Here is a 14,231-nt window from a genome sequence, read left to right as displayed (position 1 = left end):
ATTTTTCTCCGTTAATCTTAATAACGGAAAGTTTTAAACTAAACCCCAATACTGCCAGAAACACCTGAATATGGAGGTTTCTCGACTGAAATCCGTATGGTTTTGGAGTTAAAAAGCAATTATGATGATAAAACTCTGCTCTGTGTTTGTCCCACAGAAATGTTCAGGTTTTATCGAGTTAGACACTCATAAAAATGGGTTAATAAATTAATTAAATTTTGTTCTCTTAACTTGACTTTATACACAGGTTAAATGGGTATTGCCAGTTCGACCACTGGCCCTTGGAAAGTCACCAAACCCGATATAAAAGTCTTAATAATCTGACTAAAAAGGTGCTATGTCGCTAGGTAAAGAAGAATTTCACCCCCAATGAGGTTTGATTTTCGAGCCCCTCTCAGACCCAACAATTGCAGGCTGGACGATTCCATTTGAGAGCGCGGGACGGATTACAGATGTTTCTACTTCAAAGATAGCCGATCACCCCAATCAGTTGTCAAGGGTTCTAAGGTTAAGATTTGGTTATGCTCTTGTAGTGAGCCCTTCAGGACTCAAAGCCATGCCTCAAAGCCCTGAAGGGCTTACTACCTCTTGTAGTGAGCCCTTCACGCCTCAAAGCCCTGAAGGGCTTACTACGTTGGGATTGATTCTTAATGCGATAATTTGGGTGGTTTGTAAACTCATAAAGTTATTATCACTGATGAGAATGAGCGATCGCCCACCTTCAGGTAAGGGAGAACCCCACGTTAATCCTTCTATATTATCAATCAAAATATTTAAACGGTTTAAATTGAGTAATAATGTTTTTTCTGCGGGTATAATTGCTGATTTTGCTTGTTTTATACTCTCCAATTCTTGAATATTATCGGCTGGCTCTAAGTTAACTAAAAATAATTTAATCGTATATCCTAAACCCAAGGAAAAAGATCGTTCTAAACTAATTAAATGCTGATCGTCAATTGCCAATATATCAACTAAACCCTGTCTATTATACTGTTCTGCAATAAAAGAAGAATTGGCTAAGGGGTCGGTGAGATATAAATACTCTCGATCCGGTTGATTTGTTTGCAAATTATAGCGCAAAATTCGAGAGGGAGTTACCCGATCTAAACTCGCCTTGTCTCCATCTTGAATTAAGGCGTTTTCTGTAGCTGTAAATAAATAGTTTTTATCCGGTGTTATGGTTAAACTTTCTAAGGACAAATTAGAACGGAGTCCTTGATTTTTATTCCCATTCTCATCCATAAATTTATCAGAAATAGGTAAAGAACGTAATAGTTGACCCTCCAAAGAAAACTCCGTAATAAAAGCTGGAATATTTTGATAAAAATTCCCTTCGGAAGCAATAAAAACACTATTTCCAGAAAATGCAATTCCTTCAGGATCAAGACTATCCTTAAGAAAGGGTTCTGCCGTTTCTGTTAATAACGGAGTTACACCAATTACACTTATCCCTGTTTCCGCCAGGGAACCGGAACTTAAATCAATCTTTAGGGTATAAAATCGAGCTTTATTTATATTACTGGGGTCATCGGATATGGCATAATAAACCTGTTGTTCGGGGTCATAGGTTATTCCTGATAAACCACCGACTTCTGTATTATTATAGATCAATCCTGTGGATAAATTCCCTTGTCCCATAAAATCAATTATTGTGGAAATCGCCACACTAGAGGTACTAAAAATCAAGAAGAAGGTTAGGGTTAAAACTATGAATAAAATAGATAATAGAATTCGCATAAAATTCACCTATGCTTTTATTTTTACGAGATAATCTAAGGGATAGGAAATTAATATCGAAGCCCAATTAAAATATTGGCAATAAAAGGTAAAGATCGATTACTTTGTAAGTCCAAAGAATTAGGAGCATTTTTTTGAGGTAAATCTCGACGGAAAAATAACGGTAAGCTAATCAACCCTAAAATGACTACAATAGCTGTGATTATCCAGATTGATAAACGCTTGGGTTGATAATTTCCCTGTTCAATTTGCCAAAAAACTTGATTATAATTCCAAGCTGCAATTACAATAATAATCATTCCGGTAATTACTAGAATAATTCCAATATTATTAGAGTTAAAAACAGGATGAATCCTAGTATTTTGTTGAGTTAAGGAAATCTCTAATTGATTTAAAAACAAACTAAAGCGAGCGATCGCAAATCCCAAAGCAATTAATGAAATAGAGGTTCTTAACCAGGCTAAAAACGTCCGTTCATTGGCTTGATGTCCTCGTTGACGATCAGTTTTTTGTTCTTGAGTCATAGATCTAACTTTCTTTTAAAACGCTATAATTTTCATAACGAATTAATCTATATTATATCGAATCATTGAGAAACTCTGTTAACCATTTTTTAACATGAAATGTAGCGAGACAATCATCTTCATTATATTGAACAATTGCATCCAATAATTTGCGATCGCCTGTTTTTAACCATTGTTCATACCAACAAACAGATTGAGCACCATTTGCTTTCGGATCACGCCATTCAAATCCTAACCATTTCGCCACGGGTTTCAGGGCGTAACTTTCCACCGGAAGGGTCACAGTTTCCGTCATTTTGGCATGGAGATCAATAAATCGTTTTAACACGGGTTTCCACCAATAATCTGGCGTATTATAAACCATTGCCAATCGTTTAATCGTCTTAGGTTCATAGTCACAAAAATGGAAAATAGGGGCGATGGGATACATCCAAACTAATTCTAAAAACTGTTTCCAAATTAGTTCCTCTTGGTTCTGATGTTCTGCCAAAAAGGGATAAAATTTTTGTTGATTTGAACGGTGATCTACAACCAGCATTCCATGAAGATAATCCAAGTTTAATTCCGGTTGAGCTTCAATATCAAAATAAATCTCAACGGGAAATTTTTTTAATTTTGTTTGAGAGTTATCATTAAAAATATCAATCCATTCGCTAGAATTAAAATTTTGTTCAAAACTGATAAATTCTTCCCGACGTTTAATCGCTTTATTCCTTAAATTTGATTCTGCTTGTTTGATAATTTGTAAAGCAATTCCCTCGGCAAATTCGGGATAGACTTCTAATTGTTCAGGGGTGGCTTTAGCTAAGGTTTCAACCGTAGTTAAATTAAGTTCTTGTAACCGTAAATAACGGGTTGGAGTCACCCCGGGAATTAAAGAAATATGATTTTGCGATCGCGCTACACCCAAACAATAACTATGCCATTGACATAAATTACATTTTTGTCTCGCAATAAAAACCTCCGGTTCCTGACGAGATAACACCATGATTAAATAATTATTTAAAACCTTCTGCATCTGCGGCAGACGTTGCTCTAAATTAACCGCATAAGGTGCTTTTCCGCGTAAAATTAACCAGCCTGTTTCTGGCTGTATTCCTTGAATATCTGTTAATAAATAAGCATGAAACGCCGATATCACTTGATAATCGAGTTTAGGACGTTTACCTAACTTAATATCCTGGGAAACATAAATCCAATCTCCAAATTCAGAAGTTCCTGGCTGTTTAACCAATAATTCAGGAGAACTCAATAATCTGATCTGAATCATCTCATCAGATTCTATAGATGACCCATCTAAACTGAAATCAGAAGTATTAATTACCTCGGACTTAAGTAAAACTCCTTGATAAATTCGCTCCACTCCTTGCTGCATTAATTCTATCGTTTGTTTTGCCCCCAACTCCCAATTTTTAAAAAAAGAATTGAGTTTAGAATAGGGATAATTTGATAAAATACTTTGCTGATAGGCAAAACTATCCTGGATTAGTTTCAGTAAAAAATCACTCGGAGGATCTTGTTGAGAAATATCGCCATAACGATCTAAAAATGCCCGCCTCTGACAGCGTTGATAAAGTAACAGTTGTTTATCGGTGATTAACATAATTATTTAAGTGTCAATGATTAATTGTACATCAGATATCCCCTTCAGATTAAACTTAGTAGAGACGTTCCATGGAACATCTCTACAGCGTCTTCCTTAACGAAAAATAACTAACCTTCAATATTATGACAATTCCTTCCCTAGAAACCCATCGCCAAAATTTTCCCGCATTAACGAATAAAGCCTATTTTAATTATGGCGGACAAGGGCCATTATCCCAAATATCGATGGATGCTATTGTTGAGGGGTATAAATATATGCAATTCTCTGGCCCGTTTTCGGGGAAAGTCAACCAATGGCAAAACCAAGAAACCCAATTAACTCGCCATTTGCTGGCTACGGAATTAGGCATCTCACCAGAAACCCTAACTTTTACCGAAAATGTTACTGTAGGCTGCAATATTGCCCTCTGGGGAATTGATTGGCAACCCGGAGATCATCTGTTGATTTCTGATTGTGAACACCCCGGAATTTTAGCGATTATTCAAGAAATTCAACGTCGTTTTGATCTGGAAGTTTCGTTTTTTCCCTTGAGAGAAACCTTAAACCAAGGTGATCCGGTAGCGATGATTTCTAAGTATTTAAAACCCCATACTCGTCTATTAGTCATTAGTCATATTTTATGGAATACAGGACAAGTATTGCCCTTGACAGAAATTGTTAACCTTTGCCACAATAATTATAACACAAAAGTATTAGTAGATGCGGCTCAATCCGTAGGAGTTTTACCGCTCAATTTAACAGAAACTGGGGTTGATTTTTATGCCTTTACCGGTCATAAATGGTTTTGTGGGCCCGATGGATTGGGGGGGTTATATGTTAGCGCTGAATCTTTATCAGAATTATCTCCAACCTTTATCGGATGGCGGAGTATTATGGGGGATGAACAGGGAAAACCCATCGCTTGGACACCGGATGGAAAACGCTATGAAGTGGCAACTTCCGCTTCTCCATTATATGCGGCTTTACGCCAGGCGATCGCTCTCCATCATCAACAGGGAACAGCAACAGAACGCTATCAACAAATTTGTCAAAATAGTGAATATTTATGGCAAAAATTATCAGAAATTCCCCAAATTCAATGTTTAAGAACTTCTCCCCCAGAAGCGGGTTTAGTTTCCTTTCAACTCACTGATGGAAAATCCCATAAATCCTTAGTTAATACTTTAGAAAACCAAGGTATTTTCCTGAGAACTCTCCTCGATCCTAACTGCGTTAGAGCTTGTGTTCATTACCTTACCCTCTCCTCAGAAATTGATCAACTTATAGACGCCATTAACCAGTTTATTGCTGTTCCTTAAACCCCTACGGTGCGTCAGATGTATATCACGCACCACCCCACTACATTAATGATCGGTTATATTTGTTATAATATAATCTAAACATCAAATCATTGTATTTTCCCGAAAATTAATATGACTCTCTTTTCTTCTGAACAACTACTGATAGATATTCAAGAACTACCAGAAGAAGCTCAAGAAATTATTGCTGATCTGGTCGCTGTTTTAAAAAGACGCTATGAAATAGAACAAAAGCCCCCGATTAATTCTCTGCAATTAGAAGATCAACCTTTTATTGGAATGTGGAGCGATCGCCCAGAGACTCAAAATAGTACGCAATGGGTGAGAAATATCCGACAACAACATTGGCATCAGTAACATGAAATCTATTCTAATTGATACAGATATTTTAATTGATTTCGCAAATAACGACATAATTGCTCAAGAACGTCTTGTGCAAGAATCGCAAAAATTATTGCTAACAATTAGTATAATTACTAAATTAGAATTAATGGTTGGATGTCGTAATAAAAGAGAATTAGAATCTTTAGAAAAATTCCTTAAACAGTTTATTATTCTCCAACTAAACCAACAGATATCTATTAGAGCAGAACAACTGATTAATTATTACTATCTTAGTCATGGACTCTTAATACCAGACGCTCTAATTGCTGCCACAGCTATTGAGTACAAAATTCCCCTACTGAGTAAAAACCAACGAGATTATCGGTTTATATCAGAACTCAATTTATGGAAATATCCGTGAGATACCCATCACCCACTAAATTATTTAAAACTAATTTGTACTCGTTATATATTGCTTAATTAAAGGTAAAACAGTATAAAAATTTCCTTGTTGTTCGATTAAACACCGTTTTAATAAAGACTGTAGGGCATTAATTAAATCCGATGAATTAATTCTGCTATTTTCTAACAGTTTAACTAAATTAACAGGATAGCTTTCTTCCGCCAATAAAGATAGCACTTGTTTTTCTATTTCCGATAAGCGATCGCACTGTTGCTGTAAACTCTCTTTCACATCTTCAGGTAACAATAGAGTATTATTCAGTAACACCTCAATTTCACATTTTCCCAAATCCTGCATCAAATTTGCTATACTTTTTAACCAGAAGGGATTGCCTTGATAGTGTTGAATCATTGCATCCCAGTGAGTAATTTCTGTTAACCCATTATCGCTCAATATTTCCCGTGCAGCTACAATATCTAAACCCGTCAGTCGTAAAGTCCGAATTAAAGAATTTTCGCTTTTAACCTCAGTTACAATTCTAGGTTGTTCCCAACCTGTTAACACAACACAACTTTGATGATGTAATTCTTTGATTTGTTTAAATAAAGTGCGATAGTCTTCATATTCTGGTTTATATTTTCCCGCTAATTCGCCGCTACTAAAAAGATTTTGAATATTATCTAAAATAACTAAACAGCGATACTTTTGTAAATATTTAATTAGAGGTAAAAATTTCTGATTATTGGCAGATAAATCTAACTGTTCAGACTGAGAAATTATCCGAATCAAGTTACTTTGAAATTCCGCTAAAGTCGGCGATGAGTCAAAATCACACCAAATTACAGACTCAAATTCCTCCTTAATTTGTTGAACCAGTTTCACCGTTAACGCCGTTTTCCCAATACCACTAATACCCGTAATTGCAATCAAACGACATTGTTCTTGTAAAATCCAATTTGTCAGGGTTTCTAATTCAGGAGTGCGATCGTAAAAAGCACCCAAATCAGGCATTTCACTTAAATCATTATGTAGAGTTTCAGTTGATTTAGACTGAGAAATATTCTCATTTTGGTGATAGGGGTTGGGTATATCAGGCGGATGTCTACTTTCTCCACAAATATTAAAACTATGACTAACATTATTATTATTTTGTGCAAAGTTGAAAAGATTAGAGTCTTGTAACCTCTCTATTGCAGATTTAAAATTAGATTTATTAACATCTTCCCCCAACTTCTCTGAGAGAATCTGCCATAATTTTGATCCTGTATTTCTCACATTACTCTCCGAACAATCAAAATCCCTAGCAATTTGTTTGTACGTCTCCCGTTCCAGTGTTCCCCGCAATACCGCTTCCTCTAAATCATCAAGATGCCTACCCGTTTTAGCAAATACTATTTTATCAGCCACTTTTAACATTTCTTTAAGGTTCATTTGGGCTAGGAGATGGGAGAGTTTTGTGTATTATAGCGTACATGGGCTGATTTTTTTAGACATTTTTGTATATTTTTGTATAAAACTAGATTAAATAGTTTGAAAGACAGTAAAAGTTGTTGACAAAATTGAACATTTTTGAGCTAGACAAACATCAGATTTCTCAATCATCATATAGAAAGTATTACTACTTAACTAAATTTTGGGATTAAACGCTTGTCGTTTTATACCCTCCATTTAGATCAAAGTTACAATCTAAATCGATAATTATATTGCTGGGAGATGAAATAATGAGAGACGATTACTGGATTCAACTTGTGAAAAACGCAGGAGAGGCTGCTGTAATTGCAGGAGCAAAGGCTTTGGGAACAGGTCTTGCAGGAGCCCTTGTAGCTGGAACTATTGGTTGGGTAGTTGCAGGCCCAGCAGGAGCCGCTGTTGGTGCAAAAATAGGAGCCACGACTGGTACAGCACTTGGAGGAAATGGCATTTCTGTCTAATTAAATCCTTAGTCAGTACAAAATTAGGTAGGGTAGGTAATCGTCTATCCTACCTTTTTTGATTTACTTTATAAATCTAATTGATCGCAGTCTTAAAAAAGGAGCGATCGCATTCTTATGATAATTGTAGGGAAAGCGATCTCGTTTCTCATGAACAAATTTTAATTCCCAAAACTTACGGAAAATAACGATAAAATTCTCGACGATATAAAACTCGCATCACTTCTATAAAATCATCATTAACCTCTATTCCAATACGGTAATCGCCGATGCGGATACGATACCGATGACTGTAACCTTTCATGGATTTAATGTCAGAAATCTCCTCCAAACTGTTGATAGCTGCTAGAGTTGTAAACGCAACTTCATAGATGCGTTGGTATGATGTGGAACTCTTAAGTTGCTTCAAGTCTTTTAAAAAAGCCTGACGGTATTGAACTTCCAAGATCATTACTCCTCAAGATAAGCCAAAGCCATCGCTCGATCAAGTAAGGGAGTATTAATAGCTTCATTCATCGCTTTATTCAAACAATAGTCTTCTACCGCTTCCCCAAGTTCCTCCAAGGAAGATTCTTCATCAGGCAAAAGTTGTCGCCATAGAGCAATAGGAATTACCACGGCGATCGCCTCTCCATCTTGGCTCGTCAGATATTCAATATTCAGCATGGTTTCCATTTTAGACTTCAGAAACTATTAGTCATTCTACCTGATCTGCAAGTGATACGGCAAGAAAATCTATCGTCCCACAACAAGAAACTATGATCGCATTTTATTCGTGATAATTGTAGGGAGAGCGATGCCGACAGGCGGCGGCTACCCCATCGCAGTCTTAAAAAAAGAGCGATTAGTGTATGTTGTACAATATTTGTGTACTTTCCAATTTCCCAACTGTCCATTTTACAACCAACGGACACAACCCGTAAACCCCTGATTTTTCTTGAGTTAATCAGGGTTTTACGTTTAAATAGACCCCCCATTTTCTCTCAACCTTGTAGAACTTTGAATAGTAGCACTCACTAACCACCGAAACTATTAAACTCCTCGGTAGACTGAAATCAAAGCATGAGGAAAATGTATGATTTCAAATCGAGTTCGCACCTGTTTAATTGCCACAATTATTCCTTTTATGATTAGTGTGTTCATGCCGATGTCGGGAAATGCCCAAACCCCCAGTAGTAACGGCAATACCGATATATTTATCCTAAAAACCCAAGATGCCAGCCATAATATGTTTCATGTTTCTGTGATTTCTGATTTTGATTGGTTTAATGATGGGGATAAAATTGGGTTAACCGATGGCATTGGTGAAACCGATTTAGACTATAAGGAATTAATGGATTTTGATGGAGATGGAAGGGTTGATGATGTTGTCATTAAAATCAAATCCACCCAAGAAATTTTAGGGGTCGTCTTGAATGCCGATGATTTTGTTTTAGAAGGAGAATTTGTTTCTATTCCTTCGATTTTGACTCAACCTATTGCTTGTTTACCAAAAACCAATACGGCCACCTGTCAAGTTCCTGCTTTCAACCCAATAATATTACAATCTTCATCGAGTGTAACCTCCTCAGAAAGTCCTCAACCCAAAGGAGAAATCAATTCTAAAAATTAAACGGGGCAAAATATTGACCTCTGGGCATCTACCCCCAATCATCGGATCAAATTAACAGTAATTTGTTAAACTATAATAGCTCTTTAAACTTGAGATTTTATTCCGATGAAACGTTTCGATGTTGTGATTATTGGTGCGGGGCCAGCCGGAGGTCAATGTGCAAGAAAACTCACCCAGGCGGGTCAGCAAGTATTATTAGTCGAACAACATGAAACTTTTTCTAAAAATGATTTTTCCAGTGCCGCTACACCGTTAGAAACTTTGGAAAACTTCCATTTACCGGAAACTGTGGTCGGGAGTTTTTGGCAAAATTTAGTGATTATTACTACCAATGTTCATCAAAAATGGCAGTCTCCAACACCTTTGGGGGCTGTTCTTGATTTTACCAAATTACGGGAATTTTTAGCCACAGAAGTTACTACCCATGGCGGCGAGGTTTGGATGGGATATCGCTATCTTAGGCATTTTAAAGAGAATCAAAATACAATGGTTGAATTAAAACAACGGTCTACCGGGGAAATTATTTTAGTAGAAACTCAAGTTTTAGTAGATGCAACCGGGCCGACTCGGGCGGTGATGTATACTAAAAAAGCACCCCAACCTAATTATTTAACGGGAACAGGAATTGAATATTTAATTGAACTTTCAGAAACGGATTATCAAAACTATTCTCAAGATCTAATTTTCTTTTTAGGTCATCGTTGGATGCCCAGGGGATATTCTTGGATTTTTCCCATGGGAAATAATCGCTTAAAAGTGGGGTCTGCTCAATTAAATCGTTCCCATGAATGGGTCAATCAAACTCAGACTTTACGTTCCTATGTGGAATTATTATTAACGGATTATTTAACAGAAATTCCCTATAAAATTATTAATCATCATGGGGGAATGTTAAAATATTCTAGTGGTTTAGAAGATATTTATTATCAGGATAATATTATTGCCATTGGGGACGCGGTTTCTATGGTGAATATGTTAGGCGGAGAGGGTATTCGTCACGGAATGCAAAATGCAAATATTGCTGCCGGATATATTCAAGATTATCTATCGGGAAAAATAACTAATTTTGCCGGATACCGTCAAGAAATCAAACAAACCTATACTCAAACTTGGAACTGGTCAGAACAAATGGGTTTGAGTAAATATTTAAAATATAGTGATCAATCTATTGATAAGGGAGTCTATTATCTGAAGGATTTATCTTCAGAAGATATAATGGCTATTTTATTTGACTATGATTTTAAACGATTATATAAAGCCGGGTTCAAATATTTGCGGTATAAAATTAGTAAGATTTGGACAAGATTAAAACTTAAACTCAATTTAACCTAATTTTGTTTGGGATTATGGGATTAATTTTGATTATAATAGATCAAGATCACCCGATAGGTTGATGGGAGGACAAGCCAGGATGACCCATGCAACGACTGAAAAAATCATGTCCTTGCAGGAGTTTCTCAATTATGATCAGGATACCGATGCTGGTTATGAGCTAGAGGATGGGAGACTTCTATTAATGCCGACTGAAAGCGAAATTAATCGACGTATTGCTTGTTTTTTGTTTGCCTATTTTCTGCAATTAGGTGTTTCCTTTTCTCGGTTAACCCTAAAAACTGAATTGGTCATGATGGGAAGTCGAACTACGGTACGAATTCCTGATTTAATGGTATTAACAGAAACCTTAGTACAGATGATGGAGGGGGCAAGTCGCTCCTTAATTACCCTAGATATGCCACCCCCTCAAATGGTGGTGGAGGTTGTCAGTCCTGGTCAGGAAAATCAACAGCGAGACTATCGTTATAAACGATCACAATATCAAGCCCGAGGAATTCCTGAATATTGGATTATTGACCCCATCCAACAACAGATTACCGTATTTAGTTTAGTAACGGGACTCTATGAACAGGCTATTTTTACAGGGGATATGGTCATAAATTCCGCCTTCTTATCAGACTATAATCAGCCCTCTCCTTTGAGGGCATCACAGCTATTACAAACACAAAATTAACGAGTCAGTTTTACATTATTAAAGCTCAATTTAGACTTATAATTAAATAACTGGCAACAATATTCTACTATCAACTTTAACTCTAAAAATGACCTCAACTCTAACTCAAGTTTATCCGATTATTTGGGAAAGCGATCGCGCTTCCCTCATCGACCAAACCCGTCTGCCCGATGAATATACCCGGGTAGAAATTACCACCTATCAACAAATGGCAGAAGCCATTAAAACCATGATTGTTCGGGGGGCTCCCGCCATTGGGATCGCCGCCGCCTATGGGTTATATTTAGGGGCAAGGGAGATTCAAACTTCAGACCGTCAGGAATTTTTTAACCAACTAGAAACCATAGCCCAAGTCCTACGGGCAACCCGTCCCACGGCGGTCAATTTATTTTGGGCAATTGATCAAATGTTGCAAACCGCAACCGAAACCCCCGGCACAATTGAGGAGATTAAAACAGCTTTATTACAAAAAGCAAATACGATTCGGGAAGACGATATTAAAACCTGTTTTGCTATTGGAGAAGCGGGTTTAATTGTATTACCTAAAACCCCAGAAAAACTAAATATTCTTACCCATTGTAACACGGGTTCTTTAGCCACGGGAGGATATGGAACCGCTTTAGGGGTGATTCGTTCAGCATGGAATTCAGGACGGTTAAATCGAGTGTATGCTGATGAAACTCGCCCCCGGTTACAAGGAGCTAAATTAACCACTTGGGAGTGTGTACAAGATCAAATTCCAGTAACATTAATTTCCGATAATATGGCAGCCCATTGTATGAAACAGGGGTTAATTCATGCCGTTATTGTGGGGGCTGATCGAATTACAGCTAATGGCGATGCGGCGAATAAAATTGGAACCTATAGTTTAGCAATTGTGGCTAAAGCCCACCACGTTCCTTTCTTTGTAGCTGCACCCTTATCAACGGTTGATTTTAAATTAGCAACCGGGGATGAAATTCCGATTGAAGAACGAGATCCTACGGAACTTTATCAGGTAGGAACTACTCGAATTTGTCCCGAAGGAGTGGAATTTTTTAATCCGGCTTTTGATGTGACTCCGGCGGAATTAATTACCGCTATTATAACAGAAAAAGGGGCGGTTATTCCCGGGGAATTGAAACAATTCTCTATGAGTTAATCAACCACAAAGGCACTAAGGGGTATTAAAGAGTTATAGATGGTTGTTAATATTACCGTCTATTTTTTTATTGATAACTAGCAATAAAGATTTGGTCGGCGGTTAGGTTGATGTTGGTGAATTGTGAGGAAAAAATGCGATCGCTTCCTTGAAATGTGCCGATTTCCGTATAAAAATTATTGACCAATTTTAATACTAATACGGTTTGTAATTGTGGATCAATAATCCAATATTCAGGAATTCCTCGATCTTGGTATTGCATTCTTTTGGCAATATAATCTCTATCTCTTTGTAATTCCCCAGGACTAACTACTTCCATAACAACTAAAGGAGGAGCCATAAAAAAACGTAATGTATTGCGCTTTTCTAATTGTTCGATATGTTCCTCTCGGATAATTCAGGACTTACGCAAGGACGCTATATATAGCGCATTCAGGATCAGGCGATCGCTTGATTCAGACAGAAGGGCGATATGCGTCCGGCACGCTACGCGAGCGCGCTTATAAAAAGAGAATTAATCTGTGTTTGAATTGATAAGTAAACTAAATAAAAGAAAGCTTGAGAGAGGGATGTTTAAGCTCTTGGCTCAGGTAATCTGCTAACAAACTAGCTTTTAACTGATAGACAGTTTGAGAAACTTTCTTAGCCATACGAGTCAGAAAAACCCAAACTAATAAAGCGCAAGCAATGTGGTTTTTTTGAATACTCGCTTTACGGCATTGGCAAGATTCTATCCCCGTTAATTGTTTAATTTCTCGGTGAAATTCCTCAATTTTCCATCGCAGTTTACATTGAGAGATGACTTCATCTATTGAAGACTGATTTAAATCATTTGTAGCTACATATTCCGTTCTGTTGGCAGAAACAGTTACCCGAAATAGTTTAACTTTTTTATCTCTAGGGAATTTATTTATTTTGATTAGCTTTCCCTGTTTTTCTTCAATTTCAGACCAAATTAACTGTTCAATAGGCTGATATTTTTTTTGACCTCCTGTATCATCAACCAGCCGGTTTTTTTTGAGCGGAACATAATAAATTTTCCCTAAATTATCAATCAAAGCCATTAGCTTTTGGGCTGCGTACCAACTATCCATAAGCACTTTCGCTACAGGAATCTTTTTTTTAAAGACGACATCATTCAGCATATCTGCTACATGATCTAGCTTGGTGTGACCATCCCCATCTGGATCGTAAATTCGATAATCAATCACTGAATAGGATCCGGTTTCAGGATTTACATAAATACAGCTTATTAAACCAATTCCTCGAATCACTCGATGTTCATTGCCGCTATATTGACGGCGGACAAGTTCAATTTTCGAGGAAAATCTTTTGTCGAGTACCGTATCATCAAAAACTAAACAAGCTTCGGGATGGCTCTGAAGTTCTGAATGCACTTTTTCCCAAATCACTTCGGGTGTTAAGTTTTCTGAATTCAAGTAACGATTAATTGTATCATGGCTAAACTCTTGAATATGTTCAGCGAAGTTGGTTAGAGTATAATTGATTTGGCTACTCAGGAGATATTGGCAATAGTATAGATAATTGATGCTCATATTTTTGGGCATAGATTCTGATGCTATTTTAACATTCCTTATTCTCCGTTTCCAGATTTCTTTTGGGTTAGCGATCGCTAACTCCTTAGTA

At 37.0% G+C, this 14,231-nt stretch carries 16 protein-coding genes; 8 read left to right on the top strand and 8 right to left on the bottom strand.

What is annotated here, in order from left to right; genetic code table 11:
- Positions 1 to 609: 609 nt before the first annotated feature.
- The 3 genes from PL9631_RS05805 to PL9631_RS05795 are packed head-to-tail and all read right to left on the bottom strand — an operon-like array spanning position 610 to position 3,864.
- Entirely contained in the window at positions 610 to 1,737 is a 1,128-nt protein-coding gene (locus tag PL9631_RS05805) for an esterase-like activity of phytase family protein (protein WP_083617957.1), read from the bottom strand.
- 50 nt (positions 1,738 to 1,787) lie between these two features.
- Complete coding sequence (locus PL9631_RS05800) at positions 1,788 to 2,261, bottom strand: YidH family protein (RefSeq protein ID WP_083617955.1); 474 nt, start codon at positions 2,259 to 2,261, stop codon at positions 1,788 to 1,790.
- A gap of 52 nt (positions 2,262 to 2,313) precedes the next feature.
- The gene (locus tag PL9631_RS05795) at positions 2,314 to 3,864 is read right to left on the bottom strand and encodes a TM0106 family RecB-like putative nuclease (protein WP_083617953.1); all 1,551 of its coding nucleotides are present in this window, start codon (positions 3,862 to 3,864) and stop codon (positions 2,314 to 2,316) included.
- A 125-nt stretch (positions 3,865 to 3,989) separates the two neighbouring features.
- On the opposite strand from PL9631_RS05795, the gene PL9631_RS05790 reads away from it, so the two are divergent.
- The 3 genes from PL9631_RS05790 (at position 3,990) to PL9631_RS05780 (ending at position 5,910) form a co-directional block, all read left to right on the top strand.
- Entirely contained in the window at positions 3,990 to 5,165 is a 1,176-nt protein-coding gene (locus PL9631_RS05790) for an aminotransferase class V-fold PLP-dependent enzyme (protein WP_083617951.1), read from the top strand.
- Positions 5,166 to 5,279: 114 nt separating this feature from the next.
- Positions 5,280 to 5,522, top strand: a complete 243-nt coding sequence (locus tag PL9631_RS05785; protein ID WP_083617943.1) for a hypothetical protein — start codon at positions 5,280 to 5,282, stop codon at positions 5,520 to 5,522.
- A gap of 1 nt (position 5,523) precedes the next feature.
- The gene (locus PL9631_RS05780) at positions 5,524 to 5,910 is read left to right on the top strand and encodes a type II toxin-antitoxin system VapC family toxin (protein ID WP_083617941.1); all 387 of its coding nucleotides are present in this window, start codon (positions 5,524 to 5,526) and stop codon (positions 5,908 to 5,910) included.
- Positions 5,911 to 5,940: 30 nt separating this feature from the next.
- Here the strand turns inward: PL9631_RS05780 and PL9631_RS05775 are convergent, their stop codons facing one another.
- The gene (locus tag PL9631_RS05775; RefSeq protein ID WP_197046277.1) at positions 5,941 to 7,323 is read right to left on the bottom strand and encodes an NB-ARC domain-containing protein; all 1,383 of its coding nucleotides are present in this window, start codon (positions 7,321 to 7,323) and stop codon (positions 5,941 to 5,943) included.
- 290 nt (positions 7,324 to 7,613) lie between these two features.
- On the opposite strand from PL9631_RS05775, the gene PL9631_RS05770 reads away from it, so the two are divergent.
- Positions 7,614 to 7,823, top strand: a complete 210-nt coding sequence (locus PL9631_RS05770; RefSeq protein ID WP_083617939.1) for a hypothetical protein — start codon at positions 7,614 to 7,616, stop codon at positions 7,821 to 7,823.
- Between the two features lie 175 nt (positions 7,824 to 7,998).
- Here the strand turns inward: PL9631_RS05770 and PL9631_RS05765 are convergent, their stop codons facing one another.
- Together PL9631_RS05765 and PL9631_RS05760 are read right to left on the bottom strand one after the other, a co-directional pair.
- Positions 7,999 to 8,274, bottom strand: a complete 276-nt coding sequence (locus tag PL9631_RS05765; protein ID WP_231516650.1) for a type II toxin-antitoxin system RelE family toxin — start codon at positions 8,272 to 8,274, stop codon at positions 7,999 to 8,001.
- Positions 8,274 to 8,498, bottom strand: coding sequence for a hypothetical protein (locus PL9631_RS05760; RefSeq protein WP_231516649.1), 225 nt, complete (start codon positions 8,496 to 8,498; stop codon positions 8,274 to 8,276). Before PL9631_RS05760 ends, PL9631_RS05765 begins: the two co-directional genes overlap by 1 nt.
- Before the next feature lie 400 nt (positions 8,499 to 8,898).
- Here PL9631_RS05760 and PL9631_RS05755 point away from each other — a divergent pair, with 400 nt between their 5' ends.
- From PL9631_RS05755 to mtnA, 4 genes are all read left to right on the top strand, one after another.
- Positions 8,899 to 9,435, top strand: coding sequence for a hypothetical protein (locus PL9631_RS05755; RefSeq protein ID WP_083617937.1), 537 nt, complete (start codon positions 8,899 to 8,901; stop codon positions 9,433 to 9,435).
- Positions 9,436 to 9,540: 105 nt separating this feature from the next.
- On the top strand, positions 9,541 to 10,767 hold the full coding sequence (locus PL9631_RS05750) for an NAD(P)/FAD-dependent oxidoreductase (protein ID WP_083617935.1): 1,227 nt from the start codon (positions 9,541 to 9,543) through the stop codon (positions 10,765 to 10,767).
- Between the two features lie 79 nt (positions 10,768 to 10,846).
- Positions 10,847 to 11,443 (top strand): Uma2 family endonuclease, encoded by a 597-nt coding sequence (locus PL9631_RS05745; protein ID WP_197046276.1) that lies wholly within the window; start codon positions 10,847 to 10,849, stop codon positions 11,441 to 11,443.
- Between the two features lie 88 nt (positions 11,444 to 11,531).
- Positions 11,532 to 12,584: an S-methyl-5-thioribose-1-phosphate isomerase gene (gene mtnA / locus PL9631_RS05740; RefSeq protein WP_083617933.1), complete on the top strand. Its 1,053-nt coding sequence runs from the start codon at positions 11,532 to 11,534 to the stop codon at positions 12,582 to 12,584.
- Between the two features lie 67 nt (positions 12,585 to 12,651).
- Here the strand turns inward: mtnA and PL9631_RS05735 are convergent, their stop codons facing one another.
- A complete protein-coding gene (locus PL9631_RS05735) occupies positions 12,652 to 12,924 on the bottom strand; it encodes a Uma2 family endonuclease (RefSeq protein ID WP_083617931.1) in 273 nt (90 codons plus the stop codon).
- 202 nt (positions 12,925 to 13,126) lie between these two features.
- Positions 13,127 to 14,140 (bottom strand): IS701 family transposase, encoded by a 1,014-nt coding sequence (locus PL9631_RS05730; protein WP_083617277.1) that lies wholly within the window; start codon positions 14,138 to 14,140, stop codon positions 13,127 to 13,129.
- Between the last annotated feature and the right edge of the window lie 91 nt (positions 14,141 to 14,231).

Source organism: Planktothrix paucivesiculata PCC 9631 (assembly GCF_900009265.2).
GTDB lineage: Bacteria > Cyanobacteriota > Cyanobacteriia > Cyanobacteriales > Microcoleaceae > Planktothrix > Planktothrix paucivesiculata.
Note: the sequence above shows the minus strand (reverse complement) of the source record. Positions and strands in the feature narration are given on the sequence as shown.